Genomic DNA, 19,457 nt, shown 5'->3' on the forward strand with positions numbered 1-19,457 from the left:
CTTTGAAAATAAATTAATTTAGACTTCGAAAATTATGTAATAATAAGTAAAAAAGGAAGTGACTTGCTGTGGAAAAAAATTCGAAAAATCGATGGGATGACAGTCATCGTCCGTGGGCTCTACCGAATTTACCTTGGACGATGAAACAGACATGGAGCGATCTTTTATTTGCCCATTATCCAATTAAATTTGAAGCATTACGAAAGTTAGTACCTGAAGAACTGCCTTTGGATTCATATAATGATATGTGCTGGATTGGGGTTGTGCCGTTTCGTATGTCGGGAGTTAGGCTACGAGGATTGCCACCTATTCCGGGAACAGACCAATTTCCGGAGCTGAATGTACGGACCTATGTAGTGCTAAATGGTAAGCCTGGCGTGTACTTTTTTAGTTTGGATGCTGCCAACTGGCTTGCTGTACAGGGAGCTAAAACTCTCTATCATTTACCATATTGGTACTCTGAAATGGAAATCAAAAATAGTGGAACAACAACTATTGAATTTGAAAGTAAGAGACGAAAGGACACTGAAATTGAATTAGCGTGTAGCTATAGACCGATTTCAGAACCATTTCAAGCACCTATTGGGTCTTTCGAGGAATGGTTGGTCGAGCGTTACTGCTTTTATACGTTAAATTCCTCAGGTGTACCACTACGTTGCGATATTTTACATGAGCCTTGGATATTACAAAATGCAGAAGCAGAATTTAAGCATAATTCGATACTGTCCAAGCAAGGAATTGCTGTTGAGAGTGATTTGCCTATACTGCATTTTGCAAAAAAAATAGAGGTGCGTGCTTGGCCATTGGTTCATCATTTCACGAATCGTTTTAGTATTTGAGGACAGAGATAGTTATCGCTTTAAGCTGGAAAATCTCAGGAGGGAGGAGTTTGTAATAATAGTAAATCCAATAGAATTCCATATTCGTAATTTAACCTATTCTTTAAGGTCAGCGAAACAAGAGGATGCGAAAAAATTGTCTGAAGTACGATTCCAAATCGATGGTGAAACAGAAAATATGGATAGGGAACAAGGGGAAGCGTACATAGATGAGGTTGGTTTTAAACAGTTAATTAAAGAAGACACAAAAAAATCTCATAATCTTTTTCTAGTCTGTGAAGTAAGCGGTAGTATAGTAGGCTTTTCAAGGTGTGAAGGCAATGAGTTGAAAAGAATGGCTCATAAAGTGGAGTTTGGTGTTTGTGTACTAAAGGATTTTTGGGGCTATAGCATTGGTACGAACTTGTTAAAGGAATCTATTAAATGGGCTGATGCTAACGATATTAGAAAAATGACTTTAAATGTACTCGAAACCAATGAAAAAGCCATCATGCTGTATAAAAAGTTAGGGTTTGAACAAGAAGGCGTACTAAAAAATGATAGGCTACTATCCGATGGGAATTATTATAATACAGTTGTCATGGGAAGATTTAATGAATAAATTAAACAGCAGGCTTCATGGGGAATAGAATACTACAAAATGAGGAAAGGCTTTTTGCGCATATTATACAGATGGAAAATGAAATTTCATTAATCACCAGCATTATTCCGCAAGCGGGCTATTTTGCGGAATAAATTATGCTAAACAAGGGAGATTCTAATATGGATTTAGCTTTGGAAATCGCTCTACCTCTTATAATAGTAGGTGGAATTGCTGTATTCGTAGTGAAAAGAATGGAGCGCAAACTTAAGAAAGGCACCTTGGGTAAGAAAAATTCAAAAGGTGCTCAAATTTTATTAGATAGTTTAATACCGCTGGGAATGGTAATTGGTTATGTTGTTGGGATACTCCTTAGCATATTTTCTCCAATCTCTTTACTTTCTGCAATTAGTTTAGGAGCTGGATTCGGTTTGTTATTTGGATACTTTGCTTATGAAATTTATAGCAAAAAAGAGTATATGATTCCTTTAATTCTTTCGTTAGGATCAATGGCATTCCTATATTTATTGGGGTTTATATTCGATATAGATTTTCTTGTATTTAAGATTACACCTTCAAGTACTGAAGTTGCCCTCTTACCAATCATTATTGGTTTATTAATAGCGTTTATTGGTGACAAAATAGTCGATTCTAAATCAATAAAAAGAGAAAATTAACATTTGTGATATTCATTATGGGTATTTAAAATATGGATTATTATATATAAGGAACATAAGTTTTTGTTTTATGAAGGGGAGAATGAATGATGTGGAAAGCATTAGAATGTGTTGCAATTTATACAGAAGACATTGAAAAGTCGGTAAAGTTCTATCAATCATTAGGGTTAACAAAATCTTGGGAAACATTTCAAGACGAAGAAAAACAATGGACACTGGTTGGCATGAAATTTCCTGATGGTAATTCAGAGTTAGTATTAAAGAATAACCCCAATTTGAATTTTATTGAAGCGGAAATTGTTGTTGAAGACGTTCGGGAGGCTTACAAAAGATTAAAATTAAATACTGAAGTGCAGTGGATTCGCACGCCTTTCCCTAATTCTTTAGGTGGTCATGTTGCTGTAATGCAAGCACCAGATGGAAATGTGTTTGTTTTAGTAGGTAAATAATAAGAATAAATCTGTTGAAGTGTAGTTACTTATTTACTTCGTTAAGGATTAGGGATATTTCCCACTACAATTAACGACCCAGTTTAATTTAAGATTCAAACTTAGGGGTGATAAAAGTGTCTATAAAAGGTCTTAATCATTTACTATTTTCAGTTACTGATTTAGAAGATTCAATAGAGTTTTATCATAAAGTTTTTGATGCTAAATTGTTAGTAAAGGGTAAAAAAACTGCTTACTTCGATATAAATGGTATGTGGCTTGCTCTGAACGTAGAGAAAAATATACCCCGTAATGAAATAAGCCAATCCTATACACATATTGCCTTTTCAATAGAATACTGCAAAATGAGGAAAGACTATTTGATTTTATTCGAGAGATGGAAAGTAAAGTTGCATTAATTGCCAGCATTTCTAGTTCTCCCTATCTCCTAGCTAAAGCGGGCGTGTTAAAGGGTAAAAAATATACAGTCGGATTGACGGAACAAGCACGTGAGACGTTAGGGATTTTTGAACGTGAACATTATTCGGATAATCTCGTAGTCCAAGATGGTAAATTAATTACTGCTACAGGGAGTGGGTTTATACAGTTTGGAACATTAATAGGAAAAGCATTGAACCTTTCTTTTGATGAAAGATGGTACCAAGGTTAAATGCTGGTGGAAAAATCCTTTATAGAAAGGTGAGTTTATGAGCATAGGTAGAGAGTATTTGAGAACAGTTCTTCAACGCTTTACAGAAGCAAAAATAACGGCCGAAAAAGCAATTGAGCAATTAACGGAAAGTGAATTGTTTTGGACTCCTGATGAAGAGTCTAATAGTATTGCGATTATTATCAAACATATGAGTGGAAATATGGTTTCTCGTTGGACTGATTTTTTTACAACAGATGGGGAAAAACCGGACCGTAATCGGGATGAAGAATTTGTAGGAGATTTTCATACGAAAGATCAGGTTATGGAACTGTGGAACCTTGGTTGGACTACCTTTTTAACGTCATTAAAAGACATTGACGAAGAACACCTGTTAAAAACAATTACGATCCGAAATGAGTCGCATTCAGTGATAGAAGCAATTGAACGTCAAATGTACCATTATTCTTATCATATTGGGCAAATCATTTATATAGCCAAACATTTAAAATCAAGTAATTGGCAATCATTAACGATTCCTAAGAAATCCAAGAAGGACAATGTAACTAAATCCGGACTGTAAGCGTAACTAGATAAGCTTCTGTCCAAAATTCTAATTTATAGCCGTCGTTTACTAAACTTTGCTTTATTCATCATTCGATAATTTCGCATACTAATATATAGGTTCCATCCAAAATAGTAACTCAGTTTTTTTGTTCAAGTTCTTCTCCTAAAATTTTCGCTATTTTCTCAATGAGGTGATGCCAATTTAAGTTCTCTCTTGCAAAGTTTTGAATTTCCTCACATGTTACTTTAAGCAATTCTTCCTGTTCTGACACTTCTTTAAGTGACTCAGTAAAGAAGGGCCAATTGTATATAGGATGGATTCTTCCCCATCTTTGATTTTTCGTAATATCAATTGCACCATCTATATCCGTCAACATGAGATAACATCCGTTTTTTGCAGCTTCCGCTAATACGTGGGCATGACATTCAACCTTTGATGTAAGACAAAATATTTTAGCTTGTCGATATTCGGCCTCTAATTTAAGCTTGTCAAAGATAGGTCCTAAAATTTTAACCTGATTCGAATACGGACTAGCAGAAACAACATCTATTAACTGTTTTTTAAATTCATCTGACATGGCACCAACTAAACGAAGCTCCCAATCCGGAAGCCTGGCATTCAAAAAAGCATGTACGGTCATCATTACTTGTTTATCCGGTGAATCCAATCGACCGACAGTTAAAATTATATTTTTCTTTTCATCATAAGACACCGCTTCTGTTGGGGAAAAATCATAATACCCATTTGGAATATGGTGAATTTTCCTTTGATATTTTTCCTCAAGTATTTTTACAATGGGTGTACATTCTGCTGATACAAAATCACAATGCTGAAATAGGTGATTTAAATAATTGGGTGAATCTACTAAACGATTTAACCAATAGCGGTTCATATCCAATTTTAAATACGTTTTTCCATTTGGGTTGTTCTTTTTGTATGTCTCTAATAGTTGCAAATAAGAAGGATAAGCCCCAAAGGCAAAGGTAATATCGATTTCGTTCGCATGGTCTTGTAAATATTGATTCATATTTATTTCATAATTATCCTGAAAAGCGATAAATTCAAAATTGATACTTGGAAAAGTTTCCTTTAACTTTTCTTGATTTATTTCCGTCGTAATTAGAACATCATAGCCTAAATAATCCCCTAACAAGATAGGAATTAAGCAAATATCTTTAAAAATATATTGATCACCTAATGTATGCCCATCCATACTGAGTAACGCAATTTTTTTCATGAAATTTCCCCTCCATAGTATTTTCTGTCCCCTTACAATATGATAGTTTTCATGTACAAATTAGGTTCCATTCTTACACATTTTCCCTATATATGTCCCAACCAATCTTACTTCCTATACATATATATAGTACGGGAGGGAAATGTAATGATTTCAATTAGTTTATGTATGATTGTAAAAAATGAAGAAGAGGTAATTGGTCGTTGTCTTGAATCTGTAAAAGACCTCGTTGATGAAATAAATATTGTCGATACAGGTTCAACAGATAAAACAAAAGAAATTGTTAGTACTTTTACCGATAGAATTTTTGATTTTGAGTGGATTAATAACTTCGCTGCTGCAAGAAATTTCTCTTTCCAGCAAGCAACGAAGAACTATATTCTCTGGATTGATGCAGATGATGTATTTCTGGAAGAAGACCAAGAAAAGTTTAAACGTTTAAAAGAAACGCTTTCTCCAGATGTTGATGCAGTTTCTATGATCTATAATTTAGGATTTGATAATGATGGGAATGTTACTGCACTTTTACGAAGAAATCGCTTAGCGAAAAGATTGAACAATTTCCAATGGGTTGGTGAAGTCCATGAGTATCTCGCAGTTCATGGAAATATATATCAGAGTGATTTAGCGGTTAGCCATCTTCCGTTAAGTCATGATACGAATCGGAATATCGGAATTTATGAAAAAATGTTAGAAGCAGGAAAAGACTTTTCTCCAAGAGATCTTTATTATTATGCAAATGAACTCGCAGATCATGGAGAATATCTTCAAGCAATAAAGAAATATGAGGAATTTCTTGAAACAAAAAAAGGGTGGGTTGAGGATAATATTCGAGCTTGTCTTCGAATAGCTGATTGTTATAGTGAAATAAAGGAAAAAGATAAGGCGATTACAGCAACGTTAAGAACCTTTTCTTATGATATGCCACGACCAGAAGCATGCTGTCGAATTGGGTTCTATTTTATGGAGCAAAATAAAAATAATGAAGCAATATATTGGTATAAACATGCTCTTTTACACAGCACGAGTGTAGAATCGAGTTTAAGTCTGCAAAATCCAGCATTTTCTACTTGGCTTCCACATTTACAACTATGTGTTCTATACGATCGTTTAAAAGATTACCAAACTGCTTATATGCATAATGAGTTAGCTAGTAAATATATTCCAAACTCTGAAAAAGTACTATATAACAAAAAATACTTTGATAATATTTTATTCAAATAGTTTTATGTCCTTACCTCCCATTATAGAGTTGAATAGCTTATTACGAGGGAGGTGAGAAAATATGAGTTTAAATAATTATTATAATCATCATGCTTGTAAAATGTGTCACCATTCAGATTGTATTTGCCAGAATCAAAACAAAGGTCCATTAAAAGTATATCGTGCCCAAGATGCTTGTATAAGATGTCATTCACCAAAATGTCATTGTGTACCTTTACCTCCTACGCCTCCAAGTCCTGGTCCGACTGGGGTAACAGGTCCAACAGGTCCAACAGGTCCAACAGGTCCAACAGGTCCAACAGGTCCAGGTACTGGAGTAACTGGAGCAACAGGAGGAACTGGAGCAACAGGAGCAACAGGAGCAACTGGAGCAACAGGAGCAACTGGGGCAACAGGAGCAACAGGAGCAACAGGAGCAACAGGAGGAACTGGAGCAACTGGAGCAACAGGAGCAACCGGAGCAACAGGAGGAACTGGAGCAACTGGAGCAACAGGAGCAACCGGAGCAACAGGAGGAACTGGAGGAACTGGAGCAACAGGAGGAACTGGAGCAACAGGAGCAACAGGAGCAACAGGAGGAACTGGAGCAACAGGAGCAACAGGAGCAACCGGAGCAACAGGAGGAACAGGAGCAACTGGAGCAACAGGAGGAACTGGAGGAACTGGAGCAACTGGAGCAACAGGAGGAACTGGAGGAACCGGAGCAACAGGAGGAACTGGAGCAACAGGAGGAACTGGAGAAGCAGGAGCAACAGGAGAAGCGGGAGCAACTGGGGCAACAGGAGAAGCGGGAGCAACCGGAGCAACTGGGGCAACAGGAGCAACCGGAGCAACAGGAGTAACAGGAACAACGGGAGCAACCGGACCGACAGGAGATACAGGAGCAACCGGAGCAACTGGAGAAGCAGGAGCAACAGGAGAAGCAGGAGCAACAGGAGAAGCGGGAGCAACTGGGGCAACAGGAGAAGCGGGAGCAACCGGAGCAACTGGGGCAACAGGAGAAGCGGGAGCAACCGGAGCAACTGGAGAAGCAGGAGCAACTGGGGCAACAGGAGAAGCGGGAGCAACCGGAGCAACTGGAGCAACAGGAGAAGCGGGAGCAACTGGAGCAACAGGAGAAGCAGGAGCAACTGGGGCAACAGGCGCAACAGGTGCATTCGCAACAGGCCAAGCTTTATTCTTTGTTTCAGGAGAGACTGGTACAGCAACAGTAGGTTTAGGAGATGTTTTAGCTTTTAATTCTGATACATTGGAAATTATAGTAACACCAGGTTCTGCCATTGTTACAATCGAACAAACAACATTCCCAACAGGACCAACCGGAGCGACAGGTGAAACAGGAGCAACAGGTGAAACGGGTCCGACCGGAGCAACAGGAGCAACCGGTACAATTTCTGGATTTGGATATTTCTTCACAACAGGAACTACATCTGTTGGGGCAGCTACACCGGTTCTATTAAGAGCTAACGGACCAATTTTGGGAGGTATTACATTTACCGCACCATCGCAGGATGTAGTTATAACAGAAAGTGGAACGTACTTGATTGTATACACCGCTTTATCTACTGGCTTGGATAATGCAGTATTTGGTATTCAGGTAAATTCAATTACGCAACCTTCAACTGTATATGGTCAATTCACTTCATCAGGTCTTGATACACAAAGTTTAACGGGGAATGCTATACTTTCTATTACTGCACCAGCTACTATCAACTTAGTTAATGCAGGTACTTCACCAACAACGCTTAGAGAAACCTTAGATGGTCAAGAGGTAATAAATGCCTCATTAACTATTATTCGATTAGCATAGAAAATTATAAATAAAGGTGCTGGGATGAAACCCAACTCTATAAATTTAAAGTGTTGCAAATCAAATGCTAGTAGATTTGCAACACTTTTTTTATTTTACCCTTAGGCTGTTTTTGGTACAGTTAGAGATGGTAGGAGTTATTCTAATAAACGTCAGGGTTGAATTTTTTCACGGGTATTTTTCAGCTCAAAAACGCAAATAAAAAACTGAATTTGTTTTTAACAAACTCAGTTTTGAAAGTTCATATATTTAAATGAAATAATGCGCATATAAATTATGGTGAGACTCAATCCAATCTTTCATCTCGATAATCATCTGTTCATAAGACGGGACTTTAAATTTAAAATCCTGCCGTTGATTGATAAGGGTTTTATCTAATTTCACTTTTGAATCAGGTAAAATGATTATTTTTTCATCCTTAAAATGTTGATTGAATAACGTTAAAAGGTCAAATTTATTTATGCTAGCATTATTTACTAAATTGTATAATCCGCATAACCCTTCGCTTCCTGCTCTTTCCATCGCTTTAGCTAACGTTAACGTTGTAACTCCAGTCCAAATAGCCTCTTTATAACCATGTATCGTGCCATTTTGTTTCATAAACCAATTAAATAAGCCAATTCCGTCTTCTTTCATATCAGGACCGATAATGGAATTTCTAAATGTTAAATGTCTTTCATTTTCGATTTCCCCTAATGCCTTCGTGCGATCATAAAAGGTTTCTCCATCACGAAGACTATGCTCATAATAGGGGGCCTTTTTTCCTGAAAATACACAATCTGTACTCATGTGGAATAACTTTTTATGTTCATCGGCTTTAAGTATTTCAACAATGGCATGTGGTAAATAACTGTTAAAAAAGACCGCATTGGAGGGTGCTTTATCACAAGCATCGTTCAATACGCCGATACAATTAATCACAATATCGTAGTCCAAATCGAGAAGAAGGGACTTTAAAAATGCTCCATCTGTTAAATCACCATTCACATTATCTCCATACGAAAAAGGACTTCTAGAGTACGTAATGACTTCATGCCCATTCTCCAACAAATAAAGAGCAATTGTATGACCAGCCATTCCAGTTGCGCCTAATACTAAATATTTCAAACTAATGACCACCCTTCCAAGAATTTAATTCCTCTTGTATTAAAGGGAGCGTTAGTAATTTCTGTTTTATTTCATCGATTGTAAGGATTTTTGTGTTGTTGGAGTTATATTCATCACTTAATGTAATTTTAGGGGAGCCTTGATTGAGATATTTTGCGTAATTTAAATCACGGTTGTCAGCGGGGATTCGATAAAAGTTGCCAATATCAATCGCCTTCGCTGCTTCTTCTTTCGTTAATAGTACTTCATATATTTTTTCACCATGACGAGTGCCTATTGTATGAATCTCATTATTTGCTTCAAATAACTCAATTAATGCTTGAGCGAGGTCTTTAATATAAGAAGAGGGAGCTTTTTGTACCATAATGTCACCATTTGATGCATGATGGAATGCATAGATGACTAAGTCTACCGCTTCTTCTAGACTCATCATAAAGCGTGTCATTTTGTCATCAGTAATTGTCAGTGGTTTTCCACTCTTAATTTGATCGATAAATAACGGAATGACCGAACCTCTTGATGCCATTACATTTCCATAACGAGTACCACAGATTAACGTTTCATCAGGAGCCATTCGTGATTTTGCAATAAACGTTTTTTCCATCATTGCTTTAGAAATCCCCATGGCATTTACAGGATAAGCGGCTTTGTCGGTAGAAAGACAAATGACTTTTTTAACACCTGCTTGAATAGCGGAAGTTAACATATTATCTGTGCCAAGAATATTTGTTTTGACAGCCTCTAAAGGAAAAAACTCGCAAGAAGGTACTTGCTTCAAGGCTGCAGCATGAAATACATAATCCACATTATACATAGCATGATTAATACTATGAATGTCCCTGACATCCCCGATAAAGAACTTTAATTTATCATTTTGATATAAAGTCCGCATGTCATCTTGTTTCTTTTCATCTCGAGAAAAAATTCGAATTTCTTTAATATCCGTATTTAAAAATTGTTTCAATACTGCATTTCCAAATGAACCAGTGCCGCCAGTTATCAATAATATTTTGTCTTTAAACAAGGTGTATTCTCTCCAAACTTCACTGTAATATTAAATATTAGTCGTACTTCATTATGGATTCACGATTTTAATCCTCTTTGATATAAATAAAACTCCGAATTTTCCCTTGGGTAGTTGTACCAATAGGCGAAGATTCCTGTATATTTGCTCGTTGGATGTTGATCAATTAATGTTTTATTGAAATCGTAATCTCCAGCCATATCTTTTCGATTTGTAAATCTCGCATCCCCTATAAAATTTCTACGTATAATTTTAAATTGCCCACACCAACTGTACCCATCTGTTTCACTCTTCACAAAACGTTGCCCAATTTTAGTCAACATATTGTAATAGTAAATGTCGTATGTACCATCTACTTGAGCTAAAACATCTCGTATGGTAGGTAAATAAATATCATCACTGTCAATAATTGCAATATAATCTCCGCTTGCTTCCTCAATGCATCGATTATAGGAATGACTTGCGCCTTTATTTGCGCCGTTCTTCAATATTTTGAGTTGAGGACAAGTTTGCTGATACTTCTCTAAAATTTCAACGGTCCGATCGATAGAACCATCATCGCATACAATAATTTCATAGGCATATTCTTTTGGAATACTATCTAGCATTCGCTTAATCCACGCCTCGCTATTGAACGCAGGGGATAAAAAGCTGAATTTCAAATAAACACCCCATTCCGTCGAATTAAACTTTTTATAGTTTTATAGATGATTCTCTAATTATTATATGGGTAGGGGGATTTTGAGTTTGGGTGCTACTACCCAAATATTTGAATCCTTGTGAAGAGAAGTTGTTCTAAGGGAAATTAGAAAAGATTATTAAATGAAATGTTATTCTTGTAACATTTCGTTCATTTCAAAATATGATAGAGGAGCTAAATTCTAATAAATTTTTATACAATAAGGAAGGTAGTGAGAAATTGAAGGAAACGTGGCATGAGGATTTAATCGATTTTCTTGGAGGCCTTATTCGCCCAAAGTTATATGTAGAACTTGGGTTATTTCACTGTGATTTATTTAATAGAATGATTCCCCATGCGGAAAAATTAATTGGGGTTGACATGAATCCTGTAGCAGGAAATTTTATGCAACAGTCGGAAAAAGTCCGTTTTTTTAACGGTACTACACAACAATTTGTGCAAGAATTACAAGAAAATCCATTGCAAATTGATCTTTTGTTTATCGACGCGGACCATGCAAAAGAAGCGGTATTACAGGACTTTTATGATTATTTTCCTTTCGTCGCACCACATGGTTTAATTTTGTTCCATGATACACACCCAAGGGATAATTGGATGATGCAAAGGGCTCTTTGCGATACGGCCTTTCAAGCAATTGAAGAATTGTCAAAAGACACAACGGAGTATGAATTAATGACAATACCGGTTAACCCTGGTTTAACTCTTTGCAGAAAACGTAAAAAGCAATTATCTTGGCACGAGTAACAAGCTACTGCAGAAACAATATGGATTAAGTGAAGCGAATTGTTCGGAGATGGGGAAGAAACGACTAAAAACATATAGTTAGCAATAGGCTTCCAAGATATTGTTAATATAATGAAAGAGAAAAAAGCTCAAATTTTACAGTGTAATGTAAAATTTGAGCTTTTTTATTTGAAAGATTAGATTTTCCAGTATATCAATGTAAACTTTTAAAGTATAAATCTGACTCTGAACCTTCTCGAGGGTAGTTATACCAATAAGCAAAAATCCCTGTATGTTTGCGGGTTGGATTTTTCGCTAATAAAGAATTATAAAAATCTAAATCTGCACCAGTAGGCTTTTTTGTATATTTTGCATCCCCAATTATGCTACTTCGAAAGATTTTAAAGTTTCCTGGCCAATCAACTGGGCCGTGAATATAATAGCTACCCTCTTTCGTTAACATATTGTAATAATAAATATCGTATGTACCATCGATTTGGTGTAATACGTCATTAATCGTTGGTAAATAGATATCATCACTATCGATAATGGCTACATAATCTCCTGTAACTGCAGCTAAGCAGTCATTGTAAGATTCACTTGCCCCTTTATTTTTTTCATGCTTTAAAAATTTAAGTTGAGGACATGTTTTTTGGTAGTTTTCCAAAATTTCTAATGTTCGATCGGTTGAGCCATCATCACAAACGATAATTTCGTAAGCATATTCTTTTGGAATACTATCGAGCATCATCTCAATAGAATCTTCAGCATTATAAACTGGCGTTACAAAACTAAACTTCATAGTAAACCTCTTTTCAAATATACTATTTTAATTGCTTAATCACCATTTATTTTAACCCTCTTAGATGTAAATCAGATTCTGAATTTTCTCTCGGGAAGTTGTACCAATAAGCGAAAATCCCAGTATATTTACAGGTAGGACCTTGATTAAGTAACGCCATATTAAAATCAGTATCCCCGGCATATTCTTTTCTTGTTACAAATCGCGCATTCCCTATAAAGGAGCGCCGAATAATTTTAAATTGACCTGGCCATATATAGCCATCGGTAGGCCGTTTAATAAATGCCTGCCCATCTTTTGTTAACATATTGTAATAGTAAATATCATACGTTCCATCGACTTGTTTTAATACATCAACAATCGTTGGTAAATACATGTCGTCGCTATCTATAATGGCTACGTAATCTCCAGTTGCCTCTTCGATTAAACGATTATAACTTTCACTAGCGCCAAGATTTTTTTTATTGATTAAGATTTTAAGTTGAGGGCATTTTTTTTGATAGTCTAATAAAATATTCAGCGTATTATCTGTTGAAGCATCATCACAAATAATAATTTCATATGCATATTTTTTCGGGATACTGTCTAACAGTCGCGAAATCCACTTTTCAGAATTATATGCAGGTGTTAAAAAACTAAATTTTATGGGAATCACTCCTTTGTACCTTTTAGTTGAAGATGCCTATAACTCACTTCTCCAATACTATATGCACTAATAATTAAAGGATTAAGGACTCCCCCCTAGAAGGAGATTATTGTTCAAACATCTAAGTTACTTAACTCATTACACATAGTTGGTCCAAAAAGGATTAGCGCATTTTTTGTTGAATTAATATTATTGCAATGTGTACAATCGGGTATCTTTTATTACTTGCTTATAGTATTGCCGAAAGCTAATTAAAACAAGATGGGGAGCATTCTAACGGGGTTCGGTTTATGTGGGGAAAAACCATAAAATCAATGTACAAACTCTAATATGCAAAACCAATATCGTGATAAATTTCTTTACCGATCTTAATTTGATACTTCTATCCTAAAATGCATACTAGAATTTCCAAATGTACTTGGAACATTCCTTTATCTATTTCGTCAGAATTTTCATTCAATAAGATTGTTATGCCACTAATTTTGACTAAGCTATCAATTGAAGAAGAATGTTAGGGGAGGATGTAGATGGAGTTAATAACAAGTAAAGTAATTGTAATCGCATTGTTCTTGTTAATTATTACTGCGATTGAGACTTTAGCTTATTCTACGCGGATTTCTGGTATAAGGGTAAGATTAATCGCAACGGCTATTTCGTTGTTTAGTACGTTAGTGATTGTTTCAAGATTTTCTACTATGATTCAACAACCTTTAACAGCAAAACTAATAGCAGAAGCACCAGATCTAAACAAGTTAGGTTTTATAGAAGACCAGTATCGGATTTTAATAGGGATTACATCTGTTGGCGTATTACTTGGTATTCTTTTATTTCCAACCTTTATCAACATTTTTTCAAGAGCTATTATTCAATTATCCAATGAAAAAGGTTCGGTAATCACCATGCTGTTCAAGCAATTAAACCTTAAAGGTATGAAAAAAATTGTTATGTGTTTTCGCTTCCCTAAATTAACGCACTTACAGGGTATTACATTTAAGACCATACCGAAACGGTTATTTGTGATAAATGTTATTGTCTCTGCTGTTTTTACAATTGGCGTTTTATCTTCTTTATATGCATCGATGTTAGTCCCAGAGGATTATGTACAGACCGCTTTAATGTCTTCAGGGATTATTAATGGAGTAGCAACGATTTTACTGACATTATTTATAGATCCAAAGGCTTCTGTTTTAGCAGATAGAGTATTAAAAAAGGAAAGCGATTATGTCTTTTTGAAAAGTTATTCACTAACGATGATTAGCTCGAAATTTTTTGGTACCATTTTTGCTCAATTATTATTTATACCAGCAGCCTATTATGTTGCGTGGTTTGCCGAGTGGATTTAAGTATAGAACAAATTGAGAATGCTGCAAATCCGTCAATGCTTATGAAGATTGGGCATTCAAAATAGCCACAGCAGAAGCTAAATCTTTTATTTTTCATTGCGTAAAATAAGTTACTTAACAATAAGGGAATGTGAGAGAAAATCTACACGTTATGGTTCTCGAAATATATGAAAAGCTTTGTTTTATGAATAGGTGTACTTATCTTCAACCCATCAACATATAGTACATTCAGTGTGTTTTTATATATTTTTTTGTTATTTCCATATAAAGAACAGTAATGGTGATATTATAAAAATACAGAATTTTCATTAATTTTAAACTTGAGGGGGATTTTTTTAGTATGGTATCGTTTTCTAAACCTGATGTGGAACAGTTTCTACGAACATTTGCGATAGGTGATTTTGCGGTGAGTCCAGATGAAAAACAACTTGTTTTCAGTACAAATTTAAGTGGTAAGTATAATTTATGGGCGATGAATTTGCCGAATACGTTCCCGATGCAGCTGACATTTATTGACCAAAGCTGCCAAGGTCTTCTTTATGATAAACAAGGACAGTTCATCATTGCCGGTTTTGACCAAAATGGAGATGAAAATTCTCAATTTTATGGACTTCCGCTACAAGGGGGGACACTGAAACCAATTATTTATGAAGAAGGAACGCGTAATGCTGGACCCATTTTATCTGAAGATGGGAAAAAGCTATATTACACATCTTCTAAAGGAAACCCAACTTATTTAAATGCTTATGGCTATGACCTTGAGACAGGCGAGGAAGAAATCGTCCTTGAGGGTAAAGATACGACAACTTTTTTAGTAGATTTTAGCCCAAATGAAGAGACATTCCTCTATGTAAAAGCCTTTGCCAATACGTATTCACTGATGTATGCCAAACGAGGAGAGGAGCATATTCTCCTGACACCACTTACAGAGCAGGAACATACGGTCAGTGACGCCTGTTTCGTATCCGACGAACTCATCTATTTTTTAACGAATTATGATGCAGACTTTACGTATTTGGCTACGTATAATTTAGAGAAAAATGAATTTACCAAAGTGAAAGATATAGAGAATGAAAGTTTTACTGGCTTAAAATATGATAAACAACAACAGCGCTTGTATATTAGTAGTGAAAAAGGTGTAGAAGATCATTTATACATGTATGATTTGCAAACAAATGATTGGAAAGAACTGCAAACACCATGCAGTGTTATCGAAAAACTTGTCGTTACGAAATCCGGTAGTTTGTATTTATTAGGAAGAGGAGCTACAAATCCACATAATATTTATCAACTGATGGAAAATGTTTGGATCTCTCTAACGCAATACTCAGTTCCAGGCGTCGATCAAAGCGAGTTAGTCGAGCCAGATGTAATCACGTATACTTCCTATGACGGGCTTGAAATTGAATCCTTATTCTTCAAGGCAAAAAAGGAAAATGATAATTGTGAAATCATCTTTTGGCCACATGGTGGTCCGCAAGCTGCCGAGCGTAAATTTTTCAGAGCTTCGTTCCAATTCTTTTTAAATAATGGCTATAGCATCTTTGCTCCTAATTTCCGTGGTTCAACAGGCTATGGCTTAGCTTTCACGAAAATGGTAGATGGGGATTGGGGACACGGCCCACGCCTCGACAATGTCGCTGGTCTCGATTGGCTTATTGATAATGGCTACGCGGAAAAAGGCAATATTTTATTGATGGGCGGAAGCTATGGAGGATACATGGCGTTATTGCTTCACGGCCGACATGCTGATTATTTCAAAGCCGTAGTGGATATTTTTGGCCCATCTGATTTGTTCTCATTTATCAATTCAGTTCCTGAAGATTGGAAACCGATGATGGATAAATGGGTAGGAAATCCAGAAAAGGACAAAGAAAAACTGACTGAATACTCTCCAATTACGTATTTAGATACGATGACGAAGCCAATGCTCGTTATCCAAGGAGCAAATGACCCACGTGTTGTGAAAGCAGAATCCGACCAAATTGTGCAAGCTTTAAAAGATAAAGGTCGTGATGTCGAATACATGCTTCTTGAAGACGAAGGCCATGGATTCTCTAAAAAGGAAAATGAAATTGCTGTTTACAAAAAAATCCTCACATTTTTTAATCAATTCGTTGAAGCGAAAGTGAAAGCATAAAAGGACTTCCTTCAAGCATGGAATAAAATAAAATGTACCCTATAAAATAGTCACTTTGCAAAAAGTCTATCTTATAGGGTGTTTTTTTATAAAATCAATGGGCGAAAAAGCGAATACACATCATGAACGATGAAATCTGTAACAATAATAATGTATGATACATAGTATAAGTTAAATACTGTACGACATACAATAAAGAACAAGAGGTGAGTCCATGAGTAATTTATTGAATTCATTAACAACAGAGCTTAGGAGAGGAACGCTGACATTAGCGGTTTTAAGTCAGTTAAGAACTCCTCAGTACGGATATTCACTAGTTCAGTTATTGGAGGGGTCTGGAATTTCCATTGATCAAAGTACCCTATATCCATTACTTCGCCGATTAGAAAAACAAGAGTTGGTTTCAAGTAGTTGGGACACATCAGAAAGCAGACCTCGTAAGTACTACGTATTGAGTGAATATGGTTTGGAAATTTTTTTGCAATTAAAAAAAGAATGGATTAACAATTCGAAGGAACTTTATGCTCTATTAAGAGAGGATGAGGAAGATGAAGATGAGGTTAATTGAGGTTTATATTCAAGAGGTTACTCGTAGGCTGCCTGAAAGAATGCGTACAGATATTGCACTCGAGTTACGTTCAACCATTGAGGATATGCTTCCAGATAATTATCGAGAGGAACATGTTAAAAGGGTACTAAATCAATTAGGGAACCCAGCAGTATTGGCGAATGGTTACAAAGACCAGCCAATGCATCTCATAGGTCCACGATATTTTGATCTATATGTCTCGTTATTAAAAATGATTGTACCAATTGCAATTGTCATTTCCTTAATCTCAATAATTGCTCAAAATTTTATTGGATACAGTGGAGAAGAGTCAATTTTAAATGTTGTTATAACCATTATTGTTAAAGGGATTGGGTCTATCATCGAGGTGGGAATCCAAGTCTTTTTCTGGTTAACACTTACCTTTGCGATTATCGAAAGGGTGGATAAGGATAAAGATCCACAACCAGTAACTTCAAGTATGGAAAAATGGACTGCAGACGATTTAAAAAATATTACTTATATTCCTAAGAGAAAAGCCATTTCGAAGTTTGAAGTTTTTGGAAGTTTGATGTGGACGGCCATTTGGGCAACTCTATATTTTTATGCCAGCCAGCTTGTAGGTGTATATGAAGGGGATGGTGATCGATTTGAATTTGTGATCCCTGCTCTGAATCAGGAAGTTTTACTAAGCTATAGGCCAATTATCGTGATGATAATCGTTTTTGAAATAGCACTTTCTCTTTATAAGTTACTCAAGGAACAATGGACAAAAAGAATGGCCATATTTAATACTATCCTCCAAATAATTATAACCATTGTCTTCACTATTATTATAACGAATCCGAATATAATGAACCAAGCATTCATCACGTATATGACCGATTGGAAAGATCAACAGATAGTTGGTATTTTAATTTTCATCTTTATAATTGGCGCCGCAGTTAATGTATATGATGGGTTCAAGAGGGTTAGAGCGCGTTAGAAAATGCGTATACCCCAAAAGTTAGAGGTAAAGAATCTAACTCTTGGGGTATTTTTAATTTATTTATGAATATATACAGTAGTTCCAGTTTGGACTCTAGATGATAGATCTAAAACATCATGATTAAACATCCTAATGCACCCATGGGAAACATTATGGCCAATTGACGACGGTTGATTGGTTCCGTGTATCCCATAATGAGGTTTTGATAGACCCAACCAAAAGGCTCCAAATGGTCCACCAGGATTTTTCTGTTTATTAATAATTGTGTACGATCCAGTAGGCGTTGGTGATAATATCTTCCCAACAGCTATCGGATAGGTTTTTATAAGCTCATTACCATCAAAAAGTTTTAACTGATGTTGTGATGTAGATACGTCAATCCATTTTACCAATAAGACCAACTCCAGTTTTAAGTTTATATTATGTAGGAGATAAGGCTTTTGATTTTCTTATTTTTCATTTAAGACCTCCATAAAAGGTTTTCAGGTAAGTTTTTTGCAAATTGATTATTTTTACATTTATGTATATATGTAATAAAATATTATATATGAAGTATCTTATTTTCGAAGTCTTACCAAACCCTCGCAGAATAAGAATCATTAGTATTTTATCTACTGGGAGGCGGAAATTGTTACAAGTGATATGGATGAGCAGCTAATATCTTAGATCTTCGCTATTTAGAAAGGTGACATAAATGATCAATTATTTAGGAACACCCAAAATTGAAACCGATAGATTAATTCTTAGAAGGATGGAACTGTCTGATGCTCCAAAGGCTTTTGACAACTGGCTTTCGGATGAAAGGGTATCTGACAATCGAGTCAGCGCGGCACATAAGACTGTTTCGGAAACTATCGAAAGGATAGAAAAAATAGTAAAGGATTATGATAATAAAGATTTTTGCTGGTGGACTATTGAGCGAAAAGTTACCGGAGAATTAATTGGAGAAATTGATTTGTATGATTTCGACAATACCACTGGAAACTGTGAGGTAAGTTATTCGATTGGATACGAATGGTGGAACCAGGGGTATGGGACCGAAGTATTAAGGGCGATTATGGAGTTTGGTTTTCGAAATATGAATATACATAAAATCGCAGCAGCACATAATACTGACAACATAGCTTCCGGAAAGGTAATGCGTAAGGCAGGGATGGTCCAAGAAGGAATCATCAGACATATGGTTCGCAATGCCAAGAATCAATACAAAGACTGTGCTATTTATGGAATACTTCAAGAAGATTATCTTAAATCCATGATGGTGCCAAAAGTTATATCCTTAGGTTAGAAGATTAAAACGGGAAAAGATAAGCTATGAAGATGTTCTTTCAAATAGGGAAGAGGCATTAATGGATACGAACATTGAACAATACAATTATTTAAAAATAAGCGTATTAAAAGAATTACGTAATAATAAATAGTAAA

General features: G+C 35.8%; 20 protein-coding genes and 2 pseudogenes. 15 read left to right on the top strand and 7 right to left on the bottom strand.

Features of this window, described 5'->3' with window-relative positions; translation table 11 throughout:
* Window positions 1–68: 68 nt before the first annotated feature.
* The 7 genes and pseudogenes from DCE79_RS08150 (at window position 69) to DCE79_RS08180 (ending at window position 3,756) form a co-directional block, all read left to right on the top strand.
* Window positions 69–839, top strand: a complete 771-nt coding sequence (locus DCE79_RS08150; RefSeq protein ID WP_234417370.1) for a YqjF family protein — start codon at window positions 69–71, stop codon at window positions 837–839.
* Window positions 840–894: 55 nt separating this feature from the next.
* Entirely contained in the window at window positions 895–1,440 is a 546-nt protein-coding gene (locus DCE79_RS08155; RefSeq protein ID WP_108714461.1) for a GNAT family N-acetyltransferase, read from the top strand.
* Between the two features lie 161 nt (window positions 1,441–1,601).
* Window positions 1,602–1,889, top strand: a pseudogene (locus DCE79_RS08160) (hypothetical protein); the annotation flags it as partial.
* A gap of 296 nt (window positions 1,890–2,185) precedes the next feature.
* Window positions 2,186–2,545 carry a VOC family protein gene (locus tag DCE79_RS08165; protein ID WP_108714462.1) on the top strand — a complete coding sequence of 120 codons (360 nt, stop codon included), beginning with the start codon at window positions 2,186–2,188 and terminating at the stop codon, window positions 2,543–2,545.
* 116 nt (window positions 2,546–2,661) lie between these two features.
* Window positions 2,662–2,880: pseudogene (locus DCE79_RS08170) on the top strand (VOC family protein); the annotation flags it as partial.
* Between the two features lie 41 nt (window positions 2,881–2,921).
* Window positions 2,922–3,194, top strand: a complete 273-nt coding sequence (locus DCE79_RS08175) for a DJ-1/PfpI family protein (RefSeq protein ID WP_108712574.1) — start codon at window positions 2,922–2,924, stop codon at window positions 3,192–3,194.
* 37 nt (window positions 3,195–3,231) lie between these two features.
* Window positions 3,232–3,756 (top strand): DUF1572 family protein, encoded by a 525-nt coding sequence (locus tag DCE79_RS08180; RefSeq protein ID WP_108712575.1) that lies wholly within the window; start codon window positions 3,232–3,234, stop codon window positions 3,754–3,756.
* A 121-nt stretch (window positions 3,757–3,877) separates the two neighbouring features.
* On the opposite strand, the gene DCE79_RS08185 is transcribed toward DCE79_RS08180, so the two are convergent.
* Complete coding sequence (locus tag DCE79_RS08185) at window positions 3,878–4,978, bottom strand: glycosyltransferase family 4 protein (RefSeq protein WP_108712576.1); 1,101 nt, start codon at window positions 4,976–4,978, stop codon at window positions 3,878–3,880.
* A 147-nt stretch (window positions 4,979–5,125) separates the two neighbouring features.
* On the opposite strand from DCE79_RS08185, the gene DCE79_RS08190 reads away from it, so the two are divergent.
* Both DCE79_RS08190 and DCE79_RS08195 read left to right on the top strand, forming a co-directional pair.
* A complete protein-coding gene (locus tag DCE79_RS08190) occupies window positions 5,126–6,202 on the top strand; it encodes a tetratricopeptide repeat-containing glycosyltransferase family 2 protein (protein WP_108712577.1) in 1,077 nt (358 codons plus the stop codon).
* Between the two features lie 61 nt (window positions 6,203–6,263).
* Window positions 6,264–8,012, top strand: a complete 1,749-nt coding sequence (locus DCE79_RS08195) for a collagen-like protein (RefSeq protein ID WP_108712578.1) — start codon at window positions 6,264–6,266, stop codon at window positions 8,010–8,012.
* A gap of 249 nt (window positions 8,013–8,261) precedes the next feature.
* On the opposite strand, the gene DCE79_RS08200 is transcribed toward DCE79_RS08195, so the two are convergent.
* The 3 genes from DCE79_RS08200 to DCE79_RS08210 are packed head-to-tail and all read right to left on the bottom strand — an operon-like array spanning window position 8,262 to window position 10,805.
* A complete protein-coding gene (locus DCE79_RS08200) occupies window positions 8,262–9,119 on the bottom strand; it encodes an SDR family oxidoreductase (RefSeq protein ID WP_108712579.1) in 858 nt (285 codons plus the stop codon).
* A 1-nt stretch (window position 9,120) separates the two neighbouring features.
* Window positions 9,121–10,143: a polysaccharide biosynthesis protein gene (locus DCE79_RS08205; protein ID WP_108712580.1), complete on the bottom strand. Its 1,023-nt coding sequence runs from the start codon at window positions 10,141–10,143 to the stop codon at window positions 9,121–9,123.
* A gap of 59 nt (window positions 10,144–10,202) precedes the next feature.
* Window positions 10,203–10,805 (bottom strand): glycosyltransferase family 2 protein, encoded by a 603-nt coding sequence (locus DCE79_RS08210; RefSeq protein WP_108712581.1) that lies wholly within the window; start codon window positions 10,803–10,805, stop codon window positions 10,203–10,205.
* A 257-nt stretch (window positions 10,806–11,062) separates the two neighbouring features.
* Between DCE79_RS08210 and DCE79_RS08215 the strand changes: the two genes are divergently transcribed.
* A complete protein-coding gene (locus tag DCE79_RS08215) occupies window positions 11,063–11,587 on the top strand; it encodes a class I SAM-dependent methyltransferase (protein WP_199912309.1) in 525 nt (174 codons plus the stop codon).
* Window positions 11,588–11,780: 193 nt separating this feature from the next.
* Here the strand turns inward: DCE79_RS08215 and DCE79_RS08220 are convergent, their stop codons facing one another.
* Both DCE79_RS08220 and DCE79_RS08225 read right to left on the bottom strand, forming a co-directional pair.
* Window positions 11,781–12,368: a glycosyltransferase family 2 protein gene (locus tag DCE79_RS08220; protein WP_108712583.1), complete on the bottom strand. Its 588-nt coding sequence runs from the start codon at window positions 12,366–12,368 to the stop codon at window positions 11,781–11,783.
* Window positions 12,369–12,414: 46 nt separating this feature from the next.
* Complete coding sequence (locus DCE79_RS08225; RefSeq protein WP_234417371.1) at window positions 12,415–13,023, bottom strand: glycosyltransferase family 2 protein; 609 nt, start codon at window positions 13,021–13,023, stop codon at window positions 12,415–12,417.
* Between the two features lie 518 nt (window positions 13,024–13,541).
* Here DCE79_RS08225 and DCE79_RS08230 point away from each other — a divergent pair.
* The 4 genes from DCE79_RS08230 (at window position 13,542) to DCE79_RS08245 (ending at window position 18,029) form a co-directional block, all read left to right on the top strand.
* Window positions 13,542–14,357, top strand: coding sequence for a lipid II flippase Amj family protein (locus DCE79_RS08230; protein ID WP_108712584.1), 816 nt, complete (start codon window positions 13,542–13,544; stop codon window positions 14,355–14,357).
* A gap of 340 nt (window positions 14,358–14,697) precedes the next feature.
* On the top strand, window positions 14,698–16,497 hold the full coding sequence (locus tag DCE79_RS08235; protein WP_108712585.1) for a S9 family peptidase: 1,800 nt from the start codon (window positions 14,698–14,700) through the stop codon (window positions 16,495–16,497).
* Window positions 16,498–16,711: 214 nt separating this feature from the next.
* Window positions 16,712–17,065 (top strand): PadR family transcriptional regulator, encoded by a 354-nt coding sequence (locus DCE79_RS08240; RefSeq protein ID WP_108712586.1) that lies wholly within the window; start codon window positions 16,712–16,714, stop codon window positions 17,063–17,065.
* Window positions 17,052–18,029, top strand: a complete 978-nt coding sequence (locus tag DCE79_RS08245) for an HAAS signaling domain-containing protein (RefSeq protein ID WP_108714464.1) — start codon at window positions 17,052–17,054, stop codon at window positions 18,027–18,029. The genes DCE79_RS08240 and DCE79_RS08245 overlap by 14 nt, the downstream gene beginning before the upstream one ends.
* Before the next feature lie 59 nt (window positions 18,030–18,088).
* Here the strand turns inward: DCE79_RS08245 and DCE79_RS08250 are convergent, their stop codons facing one another.
* Window positions 18,089–18,424, bottom strand: a complete 336-nt coding sequence (locus DCE79_RS08250) for a L,D-transpeptidase (protein ID WP_108712587.1) — start codon at window positions 18,422–18,424, stop codon at window positions 18,089–18,091.
* A 302-nt stretch (window positions 18,425–18,726) separates the two neighbouring features.
* Between DCE79_RS08250 and DCE79_RS08255 the strand changes: the two genes are divergently transcribed.
* Complete coding sequence (locus DCE79_RS08255) at window positions 18,727–19,320, top strand: GNAT family N-acetyltransferase (protein ID WP_108712588.1); 594 nt, start codon at window positions 18,727–18,729, stop codon at window positions 19,318–19,320.
* The last annotated feature ends 137 nt before the right edge of the window (window positions 19,321–19,457 follow it).

The organism is Lysinibacillus sp. 2017 (genome assembly GCF_003073375.1).
In the GTDB taxonomy this organism is placed as follows: domain Bacteria; phylum Bacillota; class Bacilli; order Bacillales_A; family Planococcaceae; genus Solibacillus.